The sequence below is a fragment of the Tsuneonella sp. CC-YZS046 genome (genome assembly GCF_035581365.1).
GTDB lineage: Bacteria > Pseudomonadota > Alphaproteobacteria > Sphingomonadales > Sphingomonadaceae > JAWKXU01.
Map to the genome: position 1 here is coordinate 2,163,969 of NZ_CP141590.1, position 15,323 is coordinate 2,179,291.

The 15,323-nt window shown below is 57.4% G+C and carries 12 protein-coding genes and 1 tRNA gene; 7 read left to right on the top strand and 6 right to left on the bottom strand.

Annotated elements, in window-relative coordinates; all coding sequences use genetic code 11:
• Nucleotides 1–128: 128 nt before the first annotated feature.
• A complete protein-coding gene (locus tag U8326_RS10635) occupies nt 129–386 on the bottom strand; it encodes a helix-turn-helix transcriptional regulator (RefSeq protein ID WP_324740234.1) in 258 nt (85 codons plus the stop codon).
• A gap of 84 nt (nt 387–470) precedes the next feature.
• On the opposite strand from U8326_RS10635, the gene U8326_RS16435 reads away from it, so the two are divergent.
• From U8326_RS16435 to U8326_RS10655, 5 genes are all read left to right on the top strand, one after another.
• Nucleotides 471–734, top strand: a complete 264-nt coding sequence (locus tag U8326_RS16435) for a DUF5818 domain-containing protein (RefSeq protein ID WP_416385474.1) — start codon at nt 471–473, stop codon at nt 732–734.
• 150 nt (nt 735–884) lie between these two features.
• Complete coding sequence (locus U8326_RS10640; protein WP_324740235.1) at nt 885–3,749, top strand: SNF2-related protein; 2,865 nt, start codon at nt 885–887, stop codon at nt 3,747–3,749.
• The gene (locus U8326_RS10645; protein WP_324740236.1) at nt 3,749–5,581 is read left to right on the top strand and encodes an AIPR family protein; all 1,833 of its coding nucleotides are present in this window, start codon (nt 3,749–3,751) and stop codon (nt 5,579–5,581) included. The genes U8326_RS10640 and U8326_RS10645 overlap by 1 nt, the downstream gene beginning before the upstream one ends.
• Nucleotides 5,574–7,217 (top strand): site-specific DNA-methyltransferase, encoded by a 1,644-nt coding sequence (locus U8326_RS10650; RefSeq protein ID WP_324740237.1) that lies wholly within the window; start codon nt 5,574–5,576, stop codon nt 7,215–7,217. Before U8326_RS10645 ends, U8326_RS10650 begins: the two co-directional genes overlap by 8 nt.
• Complete coding sequence (locus U8326_RS10655) at nt 7,214–9,928, top strand: DEAD/DEAH box helicase (protein ID WP_324740238.1); 2,715 nt, start codon at nt 7,214–7,216, stop codon at nt 9,926–9,928. Before U8326_RS10650 ends, U8326_RS10655 begins: the two co-directional genes overlap by 4 nt.
• Nucleotides 9,929–9,940: 12 nt before the next feature.
• On the opposite strand, the gene U8326_RS10660 is transcribed toward U8326_RS10655, so the two are convergent.
• Nucleotides 9,941–10,675, bottom strand: coding sequence for a phage Gp37/Gp68 family protein (locus U8326_RS10660; protein WP_324740239.1), 735 nt, complete (start codon nt 10,673–10,675; stop codon nt 9,941–9,943).
• A 176-nt stretch (nt 10,676–10,851) separates the two neighbouring features.
• Between U8326_RS10660 and U8326_RS10665 the strand changes: the two genes are divergently transcribed.
• Nucleotides 10,852–12,243, top strand: a complete 1,392-nt coding sequence (locus U8326_RS10665; RefSeq protein ID WP_324740240.1) for a three-Cys-motif partner protein TcmP — start codon at nt 10,852–10,854, stop codon at nt 12,241–12,243.
• Nucleotides 12,244–12,351: 108 nt separating this feature from the next.
• On the opposite strand, the gene U8326_RS10670 is transcribed toward U8326_RS10665, so the two are convergent.
• The 4 genes from U8326_RS10670 to U8326_RS10685 all read right to left on the bottom strand — a co-directional run bounded on the left by U8326_RS10670 (nt 12,352) and on the right by U8326_RS10685 (nt 14,646).
• A tRNA-Lys gene (locus tag U8326_RS10670) sits at nt 12,352–12,427 on the bottom strand.
• Nucleotides 12,418–12,933, bottom strand: coding sequence for a 2-amino-4-hydroxy-6-hydroxymethyldihydropteridine diphosphokinase (gene folK / locus U8326_RS10675; RefSeq protein ID WP_324743583.1), 516 nt, complete (start codon nt 12,931–12,933; stop codon nt 12,418–12,420). The genes U8326_RS10670 and folK overlap by 10 nt, the downstream gene beginning before the upstream one ends.
• Nucleotides 12,930–13,781, bottom strand: coding sequence for an N-carbamoylputrescine amidase (gene aguB / locus U8326_RS10680; RefSeq protein WP_324740241.1), 852 nt, complete (start codon nt 13,779–13,781; stop codon nt 12,930–12,932). The genes folK and aguB overlap by 4 nt, the downstream gene beginning before the upstream one ends.
• 13 nt (nt 13,782–13,794) lie before the next feature.
• Complete coding sequence (locus U8326_RS10685; protein WP_324740243.1) at nt 13,795–14,646, bottom strand: methyltransferase; 852 nt, start codon at nt 14,644–14,646, stop codon at nt 13,795–13,797.
• 112 nt (nt 14,647–14,758) lie between these two features.
• Between U8326_RS10685 and msrA the strand changes: the two genes are divergently transcribed.
• The gene (gene msrA, locus U8326_RS10690) at nt 14,759–15,310 is read left to right on the top strand and encodes a peptide-methionine (S)-S-oxide reductase MsrA (RefSeq protein WP_324740245.1); all 552 of its coding nucleotides are present in this window, start codon (nt 14,759–14,761) and stop codon (nt 15,308–15,310) included.
• The last annotated feature ends 13 nt before the right edge of the window (nt 15,311–15,323 follow it).

Genomic DNA, 15,323 nt, shown 5'->3' on the forward strand with positions numbered 1-15,323 from the left:
TCTCGGACGGCATCATACATCCAAAGACGCTACATCTCAGGCCCAGCCTCCGGGTCTCCGGACGGCGGCTATGTGTCTCTAGAGGAAGGTTTTCAGCGAAATACTGTGGCGTGGGGTAGGCTGGACGCTTAATCGAGCAGCCGCCCCGGCGTCACGCTCAAGGCGTTAGCGAGCTTGTCCACTACGGTAATCGTCGGGTTCCGCGCCCCGCGCTCAAGGTCGCTGATATAGGTGCGGTGCAAGCCTGCCTCGTCCGCAAACGCTTCCTGCGACCAACCTTTCTCCCACCGTAGCAGGCGCAGATTCCTCGCAAGGCGTTCCCGGATATCCATCGCTGCGACATGGACCGTGATGTAGTCAATCAGTCTACAGACAATCGGTGACAATTCACTTTGCCAGACCGCCGCCACTTTCTTATCGATGTCACTGATCGACTACAGAGAGGTGACAATGCATCGACGGACAACCTCATGCCGCTAGGCACGCTTCACACAGTGCGCGGCATCATCGAACGCCGTCCGAGCTATCGGTTCTTCATTGCCGTCCACGAGGGCGGGGAATGGGAACTCGAACCAAGCCGCGGCCTCACGCGATACCTTGATTGTCCCGTGACGATCGAAGGTGTTCGAACCGGCTTCAACCGGCTGGAGGTCGTAAGGATCAAGAGGGATGGCGAGGATTGGCCGCCTAACCAGAGTTGGACTCGGTGGTTCAATCGCTGGCGGAAGCGATAGGATCGATGGGGCAGACCTCCTCGCTGGACCTCTGCTAAATCCTCGCCTTGCTTGGGGAGGTGCGGTTCCTTCCCAAAGTCGGAACGTTTATCGAACATTTTAGCTTTCGGGCTACTTTACCCTCGTAGCGCCAGAGGCTAACCATCTGGGATGGCGGGGCTCACTGAATACCATGCGAAATATCTGGCGACTGACCTTGTCAGGCGGCGATCGGCGGACAGCGCTGAAAAGCTAGCGATTGCGGTCGCTGGTGCGCAGGTTGATATGAACCCGCATCAGGTGGATGCGGCGCTCTTCGCTTTCTCGTCTCCACTTTCACGTGGCGCGCTATTGGCCGATGAAGTGGGGCTCGGGAAAACGATTGAGGCAGGCCTCGTCATCTCCCAGCGCTGGGCTGAAGGGAAGCGCCGAATCCTGATCGTCGCACCGTCGAACCTTCGCAAGCAATGGCATCAGGAACTCAGCGAGAAGTTTTTTCTTCCATGTTCGATCATTGAGTCGAAGTCCTTCAACGCCGCAGTGAAATCCGGCGACCTGAGGCCGTTCGATCATTCCGACAGAATAATGATTTGCTCCTACCAGTTCGCGCGGAACAAGGAGCTAGATGTCAAGGCCACGCCTTGGGACTTGGTCGTGATGGACGAAGCGCATAGGCTTCGGAACGTCTACAAGCCGTCCAATATCATAGCCAACACGCTCAAGGTTGCGCTGGCCGACCGGCACAAGCTATTGCTAACCGCGACGCCATTACAGAATTCGTTGCTCGAACTGTATGGCCTCGTCAGCTTTATCGACGAACACACGTTCGGCGATCTCAAGAGCTTTCGCGAGCAGTTCGCTAATCTGTCGCAGGAACGAGCCTTCGAGGTGCTGCGCGAGCGGCTTAAGCCGATTTGTCATCGCACCTTACGGCGGCAGGTGACCGCATATGTGCCTTACACAAAGCGACACGCGATCTTGGAGGAGTTCGACCCTAGTGAGGCGGAAGACCGCCTATATGATCTGGTCACAGGCTATCTAGACAGGCCGAACCTGCAAGCACTTCCGCCTAGTCAGCGTTCGCTCATGACTCTCGTTCTTCGCAAGCTGCTAGCGTCTTCGACGTTCGCGATTGCGGGGGCACTTACCTCGATGTCAACGCGCCTGCAAAAGAAGCTCGATCATAGCCAACCGGTCACATCGCTGGTGGATGAACTGGACGAGGATTATGAGGCACTCGATGAGACAGCCGAGGAATGGCCCGACGATGAGGTTGAGCCGATGTCCGAAGCTGAGCAAAACGCGCTGGCCTCAGAAATCACGGATCTTCAAAGGTTCGCTGAGCTTGCAACCTCGATAACCCAGAACGCCAAGGGCGTTGCTTTGCTTAAGGCACTTGAGGTCGGTTTCGCGAAGGCGAAAGAGTTAGGCGCGGAAGAAAAGGCGATCATCTTTACGGAGTCACGAAAGACACAATCCTACCTTCTCCGCTTGCTGGCCGATAGCCCTTACGCGGACGGAATCGTCCTGTTCAACGGATCGAATACGGACCCTGAATCACAGCAGATTTACCGCACTTGGTTGGATCGGCACGCCGGATCGGATCGGATAACCAACTCCAAAACGGCTGACATGCGATCCGCGCTCGTGGATTATTTCCGTGACGAAGGGCGCATCATGATCGCGACCGAAGCAGGGGCGGAAGGCATCAATCTGCAATTCTGTTCGATGGTCGTGAACTACGATCTCCCTTGGAATCCGCAGCGTATCGAGCAACGCATCGGGCGTTGTCATCGCTATGGCCAGAAGCATGATGTGGTCGTCGTCAATTTCCTGAACCAGAAGAACGAAGCGGATCAGCGCGTATTCGAGTTACTCTCGGAGAAATTTCAGCTTTTCGAGGGAGTGTTCGGGGCAAGCGATGAGGTTCTGGGTGCGATCGAGTCCGGGGTCGACTTCGAAAAACGCATTGCTGAAATTTATCAGCGCTGCCGAACAAAGGATGAAATCAAGGTCGCCTTTGACAGCCTGCAACGTGAGTTGAGCCTTGAAATCAACGAGCAGATGACGTCCGCCCGGCGTAAGCTGATGGAAAACTTCGATGATGAAGTGCGCGACAAGCTCAAAATTCGCGATGCCGACACCAAGGTGTATCTGAACCAGTTCGAGCAAAACCTGATGAAGCTCGCGCAGCAAGAATTGGATGGGCATGCGCAATTTATAGATGGTTCCAGTTTCCGCCTGAATGCGCTGCCCGATTGGGTAAATGGTGCTGCCATCCCCACCGGTTTGTATGAGTTGCCGCGGCGAACGGGTGAGGCGCATCTGTTTCGCGTCAATCATCCGCTCGGGGATGCGATCGTTGCGCGCGCCCGCGGCCGTGAACTCGACGTTGTGGAACTGAAATTCGACCTCACCAACCATGAAGGTCGCGTATCGCAAATCGAGCCTCTCAAGGGGCAGTCGGGATGGCTGCAAGCGAAGCTCTTTACGGTGGAGGCGCTAGGGCAGAGTGAGGATTACCTGCTGCTTGCGGGCATTGCCGACAACGGAACCGTGCTTTCGGACGAAGCAACAAGCCGCATGATGACGATCGGCGGCCATGTCGGTGCGCAGGTCGCGTTGCCCGTGCACGTTACCGAGACACTCTCGCAGTCCACCACCGACCAGCAAACACGCATCCGGCGAATTATTTCTGAACGTAACGCCCGCTTTTTCGAGGAAGAGGCCGACAAGCTGGACGGTTGGGCCGACGATCTGAAAGTTGGGCTGGAACGGGAAATCAAGGAGATTGACCGCCAGATCAAGGAGGCGCGCCGCGCGGCCACTGCTGCCCTAACTTTGGAAGAGAAGCTCGCGGGGCAAAAGGCCGTCAAGGCGCTGGAAACCGAGCGCAATAGCAAGCGGCGGTCATTGTTCGATGCGCAGGACAAGATTGACGAACAACGATCCGAGCTAATTGCCAGCATCGAAGGTCGGCTTGAGCAAAATGTCGTAGCGGAAGACCTGTTCACGATCCGCTGGAGCGTGGTCTGATGGCGATGCGCCCCGTTGAGATATTGGCTCTCCCGCCGAAGCTACACGAGCTATTTGACGGGCATGTTCCTCCCGGCACCGTTGGTGACGCGGACCAGCGAGAAAAGAATTTTCTGAGCCGTGCGCTATCGGCTTATGCGCTTCACAAGCTGGGCGGTGCGTCGATTGAAGACGCTACAAACGGCATCGTCGATGGTGGCGGCGATGGCGGTATCGACGGCATTTATTTTTCGCCCGTCACCAACACGCTTTGGCTTACGCAATCAAAATATATTCACGCCGGATCAGGCGAGCCTGACCTTGGAGAGGTGACAAAATTCAAGATTGGTATCGAAAACCTGCTCGAAGCACGTTTCGACGCCTTCGCACAGAATGCCAAGATTGTTGCCCTGCTCCCGCAGCTCGAAGCAGCGTTAAAAAACCCATCGACGCAGGTTCGGTCGGTCCTTTGTTATTCCGGGCTCTCGTTTATTTCCGAAGACCGCAAGCACCTTTTTGAAGCACTCCGCGTCAAATTTTCGCTGGATCAAGCCGATGGTTATTTCGCGTTTCAAGCTGTCAACCTGACCACACTGAACGACTGGGTTAGTGGTGGTGACGCCGCTCCGGGTATTGAAACCGTCGAGCTCGAAATCATACGGCCCGGTTACGTCACGACGCCTTATGAAACCATTTACGGCCTTATCCCGCTCGAGCGGCTGAAGGTGCTCCACGATGAATATGGCGCACGATTGGTGCGCGCCAACATCCGAGGGTTCAAGGGTAGCACCGACGTCAACGAGGACATCCAGAAGACGCTCACCGAAGAGGCGGGCGTGTTCCACTATCTCAATAACGGCCTCACCGCCTATTGTGATCGGCTGGAGCTGCACAACCTTGACCGTGCCAATGCTGAAAGGAAGCGGATCACGGCAAAGGGATTCGCGATCATCAATGGGGCGCAGACTTTGGGGTCGATCGCCAAATGCGTTGCTGTGCCAGCCGCTGAGGCTCCTCCCCAGGGCTTTGCTTTCATCAAGATTGTTTCACTTGAGAAGTGCGAGGACGACCGAGCTTTTGCTGACCGGATTTCACGGACGGCGAATTTCCAGAACACCGTGGTGCTCAAGGACTTTGCCGCAGCCTACCCTCTGCACGGTCAGATTGCGGCGACGTTGCAACCGCATGGGATCGATTATCATTATCGGCTCGACGAAGACACGCCCGCCAACGACACAACGAACTTCACTATTGACGAAGCCCTGACGGCTTGCGCCTGTCTGGCTAACACAGGCGATTGCGACCTTGTAACTCGCGTTGCAGCAAACCGAACCTCGCTCCTGTCGCTCGACGTCGTCTATCCAGATGATCTCCTATGCCCGAGCCGCCACGAGCGCGTTTTTCCGCAGGGGCTTTCGGCGCGATCCGCGTGGCGGGCCGTACAGGCACAGCGTATAGTGTTGCTGGGCATGGCGGAAAGCGCACGAGCCAGCAGCGGGGCCACGAAGTCGTTCTACACGCATGCCCGATGGATTGTCCTGGCAGCTATATATATCCGGCTGAAACCACAGGATGGCGAAGCGTTGGGGCTAACCGATAATGAAGCTGCCGCCATCGCCGCCGCCGTGCCCGATTATGCCGAAAAGTTGCTCGCGATCGCAGTGGGGAAAGGTTTCGCGGTCTATACTAATGTGGGCGGGCAGCAGGTTCTCCAGTCGGCTCGCGATTTTCAATCGGTCTTCAAGACACAAGGCGACTGCCAAACCCTCTTCGCCGCGTTAAGAGCGGAAATCTGGAATCCGCTAAATCAAGCGCCGCCCGCAATGGCTGCGCCACAGGGTGATAATGTCTAAGAAACAGAAACTTGAACTGACTTGGGTAGGCAAGGAAAACCGGCCTCGGCTGGAACCGCGCATCCTGATTGAGGACCCGGCGAAGAGCTATCATGCGGCGGCGCGCGTCACGGAAAATGACATCTTCGACAATGTGCTGATCCACGGCGATAATCTGCTCGCGCTCAAGGCGCTGGAAGCGGACTACGCCGGTGAGGTGAAGTGCGTGTTTATTGATCCGCCCTACAACACTGGCAGTGCCTTCACCCATTATGAAGATGGGCTGGAACATTCGATCTGGCTTGGGCTGATGCGAGATCGGCTGGAAATAATTCGGCGTTTGTTGTCCGACGACGGTTCGTTGTGGATCACCATCGACGACAACGAGGTGCACTACCTAAAAGTTATGTGCGATGAGATTTTTGGAAGGGTTAACTTCGTAACAAACGTCGTTTGGCAGTCATCAGACAATAGCAACAACGATGCTAAGCAGTTTTCCACCGATCACAACCATATACTGGTTTACTCAAAAAAACCTGATTGGCTCACCAATAAAACGCGGGGGAATGATGAACAATATGGCCATTTCAAAAACACCGATAACGATCCGCGTGGGCCGTGGTTCGATGGAAATCCGCTAGGTTCGCCTGCATATCGAGAGAACCTTATTTTCGACTTGATTTCTCCTCAGGGTCATAAAATCAAGCCTCCGGCTAACGGATGGCGCTGGTCTAAAGAGACTCTTTCCGAGAAAATTAAAACCGGCGAAATTCGGTTTACGCCGAATGGCAAGGCAATTCGTCGGAGAACCTACCTGTGGGAGCAAAAGGGCTTACCGCCGTCTACGCTGTGGACCAATTTGGACGAGACGGGTCACAATAGGCAGGCAAAGTTTGAGCAGAAGAAGCTCTTTCCAGAATGGACGAAGGAGGAATGGTTTGGGACACCAAAGCCCGAAAGGTTACTAAAGCGAATTCTGGATATTGCGACTAGTCCGGGTGATCTTGTGCTCGATTCTTTCGCTGGCTCTGGGACCACTGGCGCTGTCGCTCACAAAATGGGTCGGCGCTGGGTCATGGTTGAGTTGGGCGATCATTGTGCCACGCACATCGTACCGCGCCTGCAGAAGGTGATCGAGGGCAGCGATCAGGGTGGCATAAGCAAGGTGGTCGAATGGCAGGGCGGCGGGGGTTTCCGCTACTACGATCTAGGCCCGTCGCTACTCGAAACAGACAAGTGGGGGCGCGAAGTTATTTCGAAGCGGTACGACGCGGCGATGCTGGCGCAGGCTTTGTGCAAGCTGGAGGGCTTCACCTATGCGCCCAGCTCGGATGTCTGGTGGCAGCAGGGATATTCGTCGGAAACGGACTTCCTATATGTCACTACTCAGACGCTTGGGCCGGAGGAGTTGGCGGCGCTTTCCGATGATGTCGGCGACGGACGTTCGCTCCTTGTGCTTTGCGCGGCATGGCGCGGCAATGCGGACCACTTCACCAATCTAACGCTGCGTAAGATTCCCAATCACATTCGCAGCAAGTGCGAATGGGGCCATGACGATTATTCGCTGAATGTCGCGAACCTCCCTATGGCCGAGGCTGACCCCGTGCCGCCAACGTCCGCACAAGGCGGCTTGTTTGATGGGGAGGGCGACATATGAGCAAGCCGTCGTCCTCCAATCAGCGCCATGTCAACGCGATTTCGGGTCGTCTCAGCCTGCGCGCGCCGCAACGGGATAGTCTGGCGATCCTCGACCGGATTACTGAGATAGTGCCGCCGCGTGGCAATACCGATTTGGCCACTGCGCTCGACATTATTCGAAGTGAATATCCCGGCGTCACCGACTTCGAGCGGGAGTTTCCCTCGCTCTGTTTCGCGCTGGCAACAGGCGTCGGCAAAACTCGTTTGATGGGTGCTTTCATTGCCTATCTACACATTGCCCACGGCATCAATAACTTTTTCGTGCTCGCACCCAACCTTACGATATATCAGAAACTCATTCAGGATTTCACCGCGAACACGGCTAAATATGTGTTCAAGGGGATCAACGAATTTGCGGTACTGACACCTGAGGTCATTACTGGCGATAACTATGACAGCCGGGGCGCGCTGCTTGATGATGTGCTCCGCTGCAAGATCAACATTTTCAACATTTCCAAGATCACGTCCGAGGTGCGCGGCGGCAAGCAGATGCGTATCCGGTCGTTCAAAGAGGAGTTGGGGGATAGCTATTTCGATTATCTGTCCAAGCAGCATGACCTTGTGATGCTGATGGATGAATCGCACCGTTACCGCGCCACGGCAGGAATGCGGGCGATTAACGAGTTGAAGCCGGTGCTTGGGCTGGAACTGACGGCCACGCCGTTTGTCGAGGGCAGCAAGGGGCCGGTGGCATTCCGCAACGTCGTGTTCGACTATCCGCTTGCCCGCGCGATGGATGACGGATTCGTCAAAGACCCAGCCGTTGTTACCCGGAAAAACTTTATCGCGGCAGGTAAGTCTGCCGAAGCGATCCAGCAAATGAAGCTGGAGGACGGCATCCGCCTACACGAAAGTGTCAAGGTCGAGCTCGAAACTTACGCGCGTGAAAACGGCGTGAAGATCGTCAAGCCCTTCGTCCTCGTTATCGCCCGCGATACGACCCATGCGGCCGAGCTTATGCGGCTGATCCAATCGGAAGCGTTCTTCAAGGCGCGCTATGCCGATAAGGTCATTCAGGTCGATTCCAGCGTGAAGGAAGAGGAGACGGTCGAAAAGCTGCTGACCGTCGAACAGGCCGACAATCCGGTCGAGATCGTCATCCACGTCAACATGCTGAAAGAGGGTTGGGACGTCACCAACCTCTATACCATCGTTCCCTTGCGCGCCGCCAATGCCCGGACGCTGATCGAGCAGAGCATTGGGCGCGGCCTGCGTCTGCCATATGGGAAGCGCACCGGCGTGGCTGCCGTCGATCGGCTCAATATCGTCGCGCACGACCGTTTTCAGGAGATCGTGGACGAGGCGAACAATCCTAACTCTCCGATCCGGCTGAAAGCGCTGGTGTTGGACGATGAGGTCTTGGAACGCAGGACGGTCACAGTAGTGGCCGCACCGACGATCTTGGGGAGCCTCGGCATCACAACGGTGCAGAGCGAGGAAGGCTCGAAATACGCGGGGCCGCCACCGGCGCGAGCCTTCGACAATCCTGAGGCCGAAAAGGTCGCGCAACTCGCCTATGAAGCGATACGCAAGCTGTCACGTTCACCGGGGACAGTTCCTGACATCAGCTACATCTCGCGGCCTGAAGTGCAGGCTCAGCTCGTGCGGGAGGTCCAGAGCCAGTACCGACCGCAGCAAATGGAACTGGAAGGTGTGGCGCCGCCGCCACCAGATTTCGCCAAGGTGATTGCCAAAACGGCCGCGCTCGTGGTTGACCGCACGATCAACATTCCGCGCATTTCGGTGTCGCCTAAGGGGGAAGTCAAAGCGGGGTTCAGGCCGTTCACGCTCGACCTCAGCGGCATGACTTATGCCGCGCCCGAGGAAACGCTCTGGGCGCAGTATCTGGGGCGAAACGAGGGCCATTCCATCGGTATGTCGCAAGGGAATTTTCTCGAGAAGCGTCCGGAGGACTATGTCGTTAGCGGCCTGATCGATTTCCCCGATGTGTCCTATGACGACAATGCCGACCTGCTTTACGATCTGGCGGGTCAAGTCGTGCGGCATTTCCATTCCTACCTCTCGGCAGAGGACACGCTACGCTTGTTGCAGTTGGAGCAGCCCAATATCGCGCGAGCCGTTCATGCTCAGATGCTCGATCATTTTTGGATGGACGACACGGTTGAATATCACCACGTGGTGACGAGCGGCTTCACCGAGATCAAGCAGAGTGCCCATTCCGCCGAGCGCGGGGAGCCTCTCGATTATCGCAGCCCACCAGCCGATAAGAGCAACATGGCTCGATATCTTTTTGGCGGCTTCAAAAAATGCCTGACCAATGTCGCGCGGTTTGATTCCGACTCAGAACGCAAGCTCGCCGTCATCTTGGAACGCGAAGCGGAAAAGTGGTTGCGGCCCGCAAAAGGTCAGTTCCAAATGTTCTACCGCAAGGGCAGCGACCATCTGGAATATCGTCCCGATTTCGTTGCTGAGACAGCGGACGAGATTTTGATGCTTGAGCCGAAGATGGCCACCCAGATGAACGATGCGGATGTGCTCGCGAAGCGCGATGTGGCAGTTCAGTGGTGCAAGTGGGCAAGCGAACATGCTCGGCAGAGTGGCGGAAAGCCTTGGCGTTATGCGCTTATTCCGCATGACCAAATTGCAGATAATATGAGCTTGAAGTTTCTGGTTGATACCTATGAATGCGTGGAGAAGAGCATTTCCTAATGCAGGCTACGCTTATGCAGCCTTAAACGTAAGCGGCATCTCGTTCCACTCCCGGCCATCAAGCTCTCGTCCTCCCGATTTTGGACGAAATCCACCCCATTGCTTGAAGAAGAAGGCGACCTTTTGCCGCTCGCATTCGTCGCGGACTTGGCGAGCCCATTCGATGTTCATGGGTCTTGCTCCCGGGCCACTCTCGCCACCGGCGATTACCCAGTGAATGCCATCAAGCTGTAGTTCGCCCACCGCTCCGATAAGGGGTTCGACTGACAAAAAACGCACGGCAGCGGGAGCTTGGCGGAGATGCTCGATCCTCGATCGAGCCGACGCATTCTCGACAGAGACGCCGAACCACATATGGGATGGGGGTGAGCGGTCAAGATAGCGGCGGCGGAGGTAGTTGCGCATTAGAGAGCTACGCTTGGTCAGCACCTGAAAGACGTGCCAATCGGCTTCCTCCATCGTGTCGAAGACCTGATCTATGAACGGTCGCGGTACTTCCTTGTGAAACAGGTCACTCATGGAATTGACAAAAATCATGCGCGGGCGACGCCACGACCTTGGTTGCGCAAGGCGTTCCGGTCTAAGCGTTAGGTCAAACCCGTTCTCGAATGGATGGCCCGGCACTCCTCGGAAGCGCTCGGAAAATCGGGCTGCGTAGCAATTGTCGCATCCACGGGTGATCTTCGTGCAGCCCGTTATCGGATTCCAAGTTGCATCCGTCCATTCGATAGCGCTGCCGTCTGCCATTACACTCCCCAGAACATCACTGGAACATTGCCACGGTGCGAATCATGTGGCAACCTTTGCCTTTCGCGCTCAGGCTCAAGCCGTCCTGTGTCAAGGTAACGGCCTTGACGATCGCGATGAATAGAACACTATGTGAAGCGGTTTGTTTATCGTGCGATAAAACGGTGGAACTGTGAATGGCGAAGAAAAAATCGACCGATATATTAGATCTGCTTCCCTTGCCGGGGCTGTATGAACTCGCCAAGCCGAAATCTGCCACCACTGCCGGCCAGAGCGAGACGGGATATCATTGGAAGATCGGTGCTGAACCGCCGGTACTCGGAGTCCACAGCGTGGCGAAGCACGAAATATTCGAGCGGTACGTCAGAATTTACATCGACACTTTGACGAAGAGCCATGTCCAAACTCGCCTTAATCTGACCATTGTAGATGGCTTCTGCGGCGGGGGGAGATATCGGCTGGATGGAGCCGAAGTGGATGGGTCACCTCTACGTATGTTGCATGCTGTAGAGCAGGCTCAAAGTGCCCTTGAAGAAGCGCGCGCACGAGGATTTACGATCGCAGCAGACTTTGTGTTCATCGATGAGAACGCGGAGCACCTCGCCTATTTGCGCGATCTACTCATCAAGCGTGGTTTCGGTGATAGGCTGGGCAAGGATATCCGGCTCGTCAAATCAACTTTTGAAGAAGCCGCCCCAAATGTGATCGACTCAATTCGTAAGAAAGGTCGCGCCCATCGCTCGCTATTTTTCCTCGATCAATATGGTTGGAGCGACGTTAAGCTCGCCACGGTTAGAAAGATCATGGGTGAGTTAACCAATCCCGAGATCGTCTTGACCTTCATGGTTGATGCGCTGGCCAACCTACTGTGTGAGAAAAACTCTAGCATCCGCGCGCTCGCTAACATCGATCTAAACCGTGAAGATGCCCGTGAACTCATTGCTATGAAAAACAACAAGGGCTGGAAACGGATCATCCAAAACACGCTTTATCAGCACATCCAAGGACACACTGGAGCAGCCTTCTACACGCCGTTCTTTATCCATCCCCCCGAATCACACAGAGATTACTGGCTGCTACATTTATCGAAGCACCATCAGGCGCGTGAAGAAATGGGGAACGTGTTTTGGGGTATACAGAACACAATGGAGCATTTCGGTGGGCCTGGCTTGGATGCGCTTGGCTTCGACCCTGGTGTTGATATGCGGCAAGGCATGATGGACTACACGTTCGACGACAATGCTGAGGCCCGATCGAAGAAGCTGTTGCTAGAACAAATACCGAGGCTGCTTCATACGGCAACGATTGGTGGCGCAGCGGTGACTAAACGAGACCTATTTGCCTTGCGCGCCAACGATACTCCGGTGGTTTCCAAGATTGTTGATAGCCAGCTCGCTGAACTGCGTGATGCGGGAGAGATCGTCATTCTTGCTGATAAGAAGGATAGCACAGGCAAGGTGATCGGTAGCACGGTGCGTGAGCGTGCTAGTCGCTATTCTTGGGACGACCGCATCCAGTTCACTCGTCAAATACCCATGTTTTCGCTGTTGCGCGACGAGGCTGCTTGAGAAAATCGCTCATCGCTGAGCATTCCATCAGCTGATACCCCATTGGTACCCCAACGGCCCATTGGGACGTTGTGCATCACCTCAATCACTCGTAAGTCATTGAAAAGGTGGTGAGCCCTGCTGGGTTCGAACCAGCGACCTACTGATTAAAAGTCAGTTGCTCTACCGACTGAGCTAAGGGCCCCACCACGCCGCTGCCCTAGGCAGCGGAACCGGACGGGTCAAGCGCGCATGCAATTGCCGGATCGTCAGGCCCGTCAGCGGATCTTTCCAGCGGGGCGCGATCGCCCGGGCGGGGCGCAGCACGAACTCGCGCGTGCGGAATGCGGGATGGGGAATGGTCAATCCCGGCCCGGCGAATGCGCCGCCATCCCACAGCACGATGTCGAGATCGAGCACGCGCGAGCCCCAGCGCCGCCCACCCGCGCGCCGGCCGAATTTCCGCTCCGTCCGCTTGAGCAGCGCCAGCAATTCCGGCGGCGCGCGCTTCGTGCGCACCAGCGCCGCGCCATTGGCATAGCGCCGCAGCGAAGGGCCAAGCGGAGCGCTGCGCATCACCGGCGCGACCGCCTCGATCGCGACATCCTTCTTCCCGAGCCGGGCCAGAGCCGCCGCCAGCACGCGTGGCGGGGGGCCGAAGCGATGGTGCCGGACATTGGAGCCGAGCGCGATGAGATAGCGGTGGGTCAGATGTCCTCGCTGATCCGGCGATAGAGTTGCGGACGGCGATCGCGGAAGAAGCCCATGCCGGCGCGATGGGTGGCCGCGCGGGCCAGATCCAGCGTCGCCAGCAGCACCCCGCTTTCCCCCGCCCCGAACTCGGCCAGGAAATCCCCCCATTCGTCGCTGATGAAGCTGTGGCCATAGAAGCGCTGCCCATCTTCCACGCCGATCCGGTTGGCCGCGATCACCGGCATGCAATTGCTCACCGCATGGCCGAGCATCGCGCGCCGCCACATGCGGCTGGTATCCAGATCGGGGTCATAGGGTTCGGAGCCGATCGCGGTGGGATAGAACAGCAGCTCCGCGCCCATCAGCGCCATCACCCGGGCGCATTCGGGATACCACTGGTCCCAGCAGATGCCCACGCCGATCCGCGTTCCGGCCACGTCCCACACCTTGAAGCCATCATTGCCCGGGCGGAAATAATACTTTTCCTCATAGCCCGGCCCGTCCGGAATATGGCTCTTGCGATAGGTGCCGAGGATCTCGCCGCCTTCGTCGATCATCGCCAGCGTGTTGTAGTAGTGGTGCCCGTCCCGCTCGAAGAAGCTGGTCGGGATCGCGATCCGCAGCTTGGCCGCCAGCGCCCGCATCGCGATGACGGAAGGATGCTCCGCCGTGGGCCGGGCCAGCGCGAACAGCACCTCATCCTCCCGCTTGCAGAAATAGGGGCCGGAAAACAGCTCCGGCGGCAGCACGATCCGCGCGCCCTTCCCCGCCGCCTCTTCCACAAGCGCGGAAACGGCGGCGATATTCTCGCGCTCATCCTCGCTTGCCAAGGCAAGCTGCAGGGCTGCTACGGTGATCTGGGCCATGGCGCGCCGAATATCAGGGACGCTTGCGGAACAGAAGCGTCATCCGGTCGCTTTCGCCGATCGCACGATAGCGAGCTTCATCCGCCTTGGTGGCCAACACCGGCGGCAGGGTCCACACCCCTACCGGATAATCCGCCGTATCGCGCGGATTGGCATTGACCTCACTCTTGCCGACCAGTTCGAAACCATGCGCCTCGACCAGCGCGATCACGTCCTTTTCGCGCAGATAGCCCTTGTTGCCATCGGTATAGGCCGCCGTCGCATCGGCCTTTGCCCGATGCTGGACAATGCCCAGCATCCCGCCATCCTTGAGCAGGCCGCGCATCGCGGTGAGTTCGCGGTGAAGCCAGCCGAAGCGGTGCAGATTGTGCATTTCGCGGAAAATCAGCACCCGGTCGACCGTGCCCTTCAGCTCTTCCGGCAAGCTGTCGGTATTGTAGGCCGCGATCCGGTCCGCCGGGAGGCCGGTCCATTCCGCGGCCTTGGCAGGGAAAGTGCCTGCAAGATTGACGAAATATTCCTTCTGCGCGTCAGTGGCCGTGCTGACATCGGGATTGAGGCCGATATAGCGGCCCTTGTCGCCCAGGTAGGGCGCCAGAATGCGCGTATACCAACCCGGCACAGGCATATAGTCCACCACGGTCATGCCCGGTTCCACCCGGAAGAAAGCCAGGGTTTCGGCAGGATGGCGATATTCGTCCCGCGCCCGGTCCTCCGCGCGCCGCGCATTGTCGAGCGTGAGATCGAGCGCGGTTGCGCACGCTTCGCAGATGCCGGCATCCTTGGATTCCGGGGCCGCTTCGGCGGGCAGCGGCGAGGTGACGAAGCCCAGGGTGGCGGCAATGACGAGCAGGCGGCGGCGCATTTCGATTCTCCCACTAGGTATGGCTGGCTTGGCATAACAGTAGAAGCGGTTCAAACGATGACAAGTCGGTCTTGCCGTCCTATTTTGCCCGGCAGCGGATAAGGAAGGTGACATGAACTCCAGGCAAACGGCAATCATCGCGGGCGGCTGCTTCTGGTGCACCGAAGCGGTGTTCCGCGACGTGATCGGGGTGAGCGCGGTCGAAAGCGGCTATATCGGCGGCAGCGTGCCCAACCCCAGCTATCGCGCGGTGTGCTCCGGCGCGACCGGCCATGCCGAGGCGATCAAGGTCGAATTCGATCCGGCGGTCATTTCCTATGCGGAGGTGCTGGACGTTTTCATGGCGACGCATGATCCGACGCAGCTCAACCGGCAGGGCAACGACATCGGCACCCAGTACCGTTCCGCCATCTTCCCGCTCGGCGAGGAGCAGCGCGCCGAAGCGGAGGCGGCGATCGCCCGCGCCAACGAGGAACATGGCGGCAATGTGGTGACGACTATCGAAGGCCCGGCGGAATGGTATCCGGCGGAAGATTACCATCAGGAGTACTGGGACGGCGAAGGGCAGCGCAATCCCTATTGCCTGGCCGTGATCCCGCCCAAGCTGATGAAGCTGCGCAAGAGCTTCGCCGCCAGGGTGAAGAGCCAGGGTCAGAACCTGTAGGAGCCTGATCCCG

Bases quoted from the DNA above. Each gene is read 5' to 3' on its own strand.
- U8326_RS10650 (WP_324740237.1), top strand. From the start codon at position 5,574: ATGTCTAAGAAACAGAAACTTGAACTGACTTGGGTAGGCAAGGAAAAC.
- U8326_RS10640 (WP_324740235.1), top strand. From the start codon at position 885: ATGGCGGGGCTCACTGAATACCATGCGAAATATCTGGCGACTGACCTT.
- aguB (WP_324740241.1), bottom strand. From the start codon at position 13,781: ATGGCCCAGATCACCGTAGCAGCCCTGCAGCTTGCCTTGGCAAGCGAG.
- msrA (WP_324740245.1), top strand. From the start codon at position 14,759: ATGAACTCCAGGCAAACGGCAATCATCGCGGGCGGCTGCTTCTGGTGC.
- U8326_RS10660 (WP_324740239.1), bottom strand. From the start codon at position 10,675: ATGGCAGACGGCAGCGCTATCGAATGGACGGATGCAACTTGGAATCCG.
- U8326_RS16435 (WP_416385474.1), top strand. From the start codon at position 471: ATGCCGCTAGGCACGCTTCACACAGTGCGCGGCATCATCGAACGCCGT.
- U8326_RS10645 (WP_324740236.1), top strand. From the start codon at position 3,749: ATGGCGATGCGCCCCGTTGAGATATTGGCTCTCCCGCCGAAGCTACAC.
- U8326_RS10655 (WP_324740238.1), top strand. From the start codon at position 7,214: ATGAGCAAGCCGTCGTCCTCCAATCAGCGCCATGTCAACGCGATTTCG.
- U8326_RS10665 (WP_324740240.1), top strand. From the start codon at position 10,852: ATGGCGAAGAAAAAATCGACCGATATATTAGATCTGCTTCCCTTGCCG.
- U8326_RS10685 (WP_324740243.1), bottom strand. From the start codon at position 14,646: ATGCGCCGCCGCCTGCTCGTCATTGCCGCCACCCTGGGCTTCGTCACC.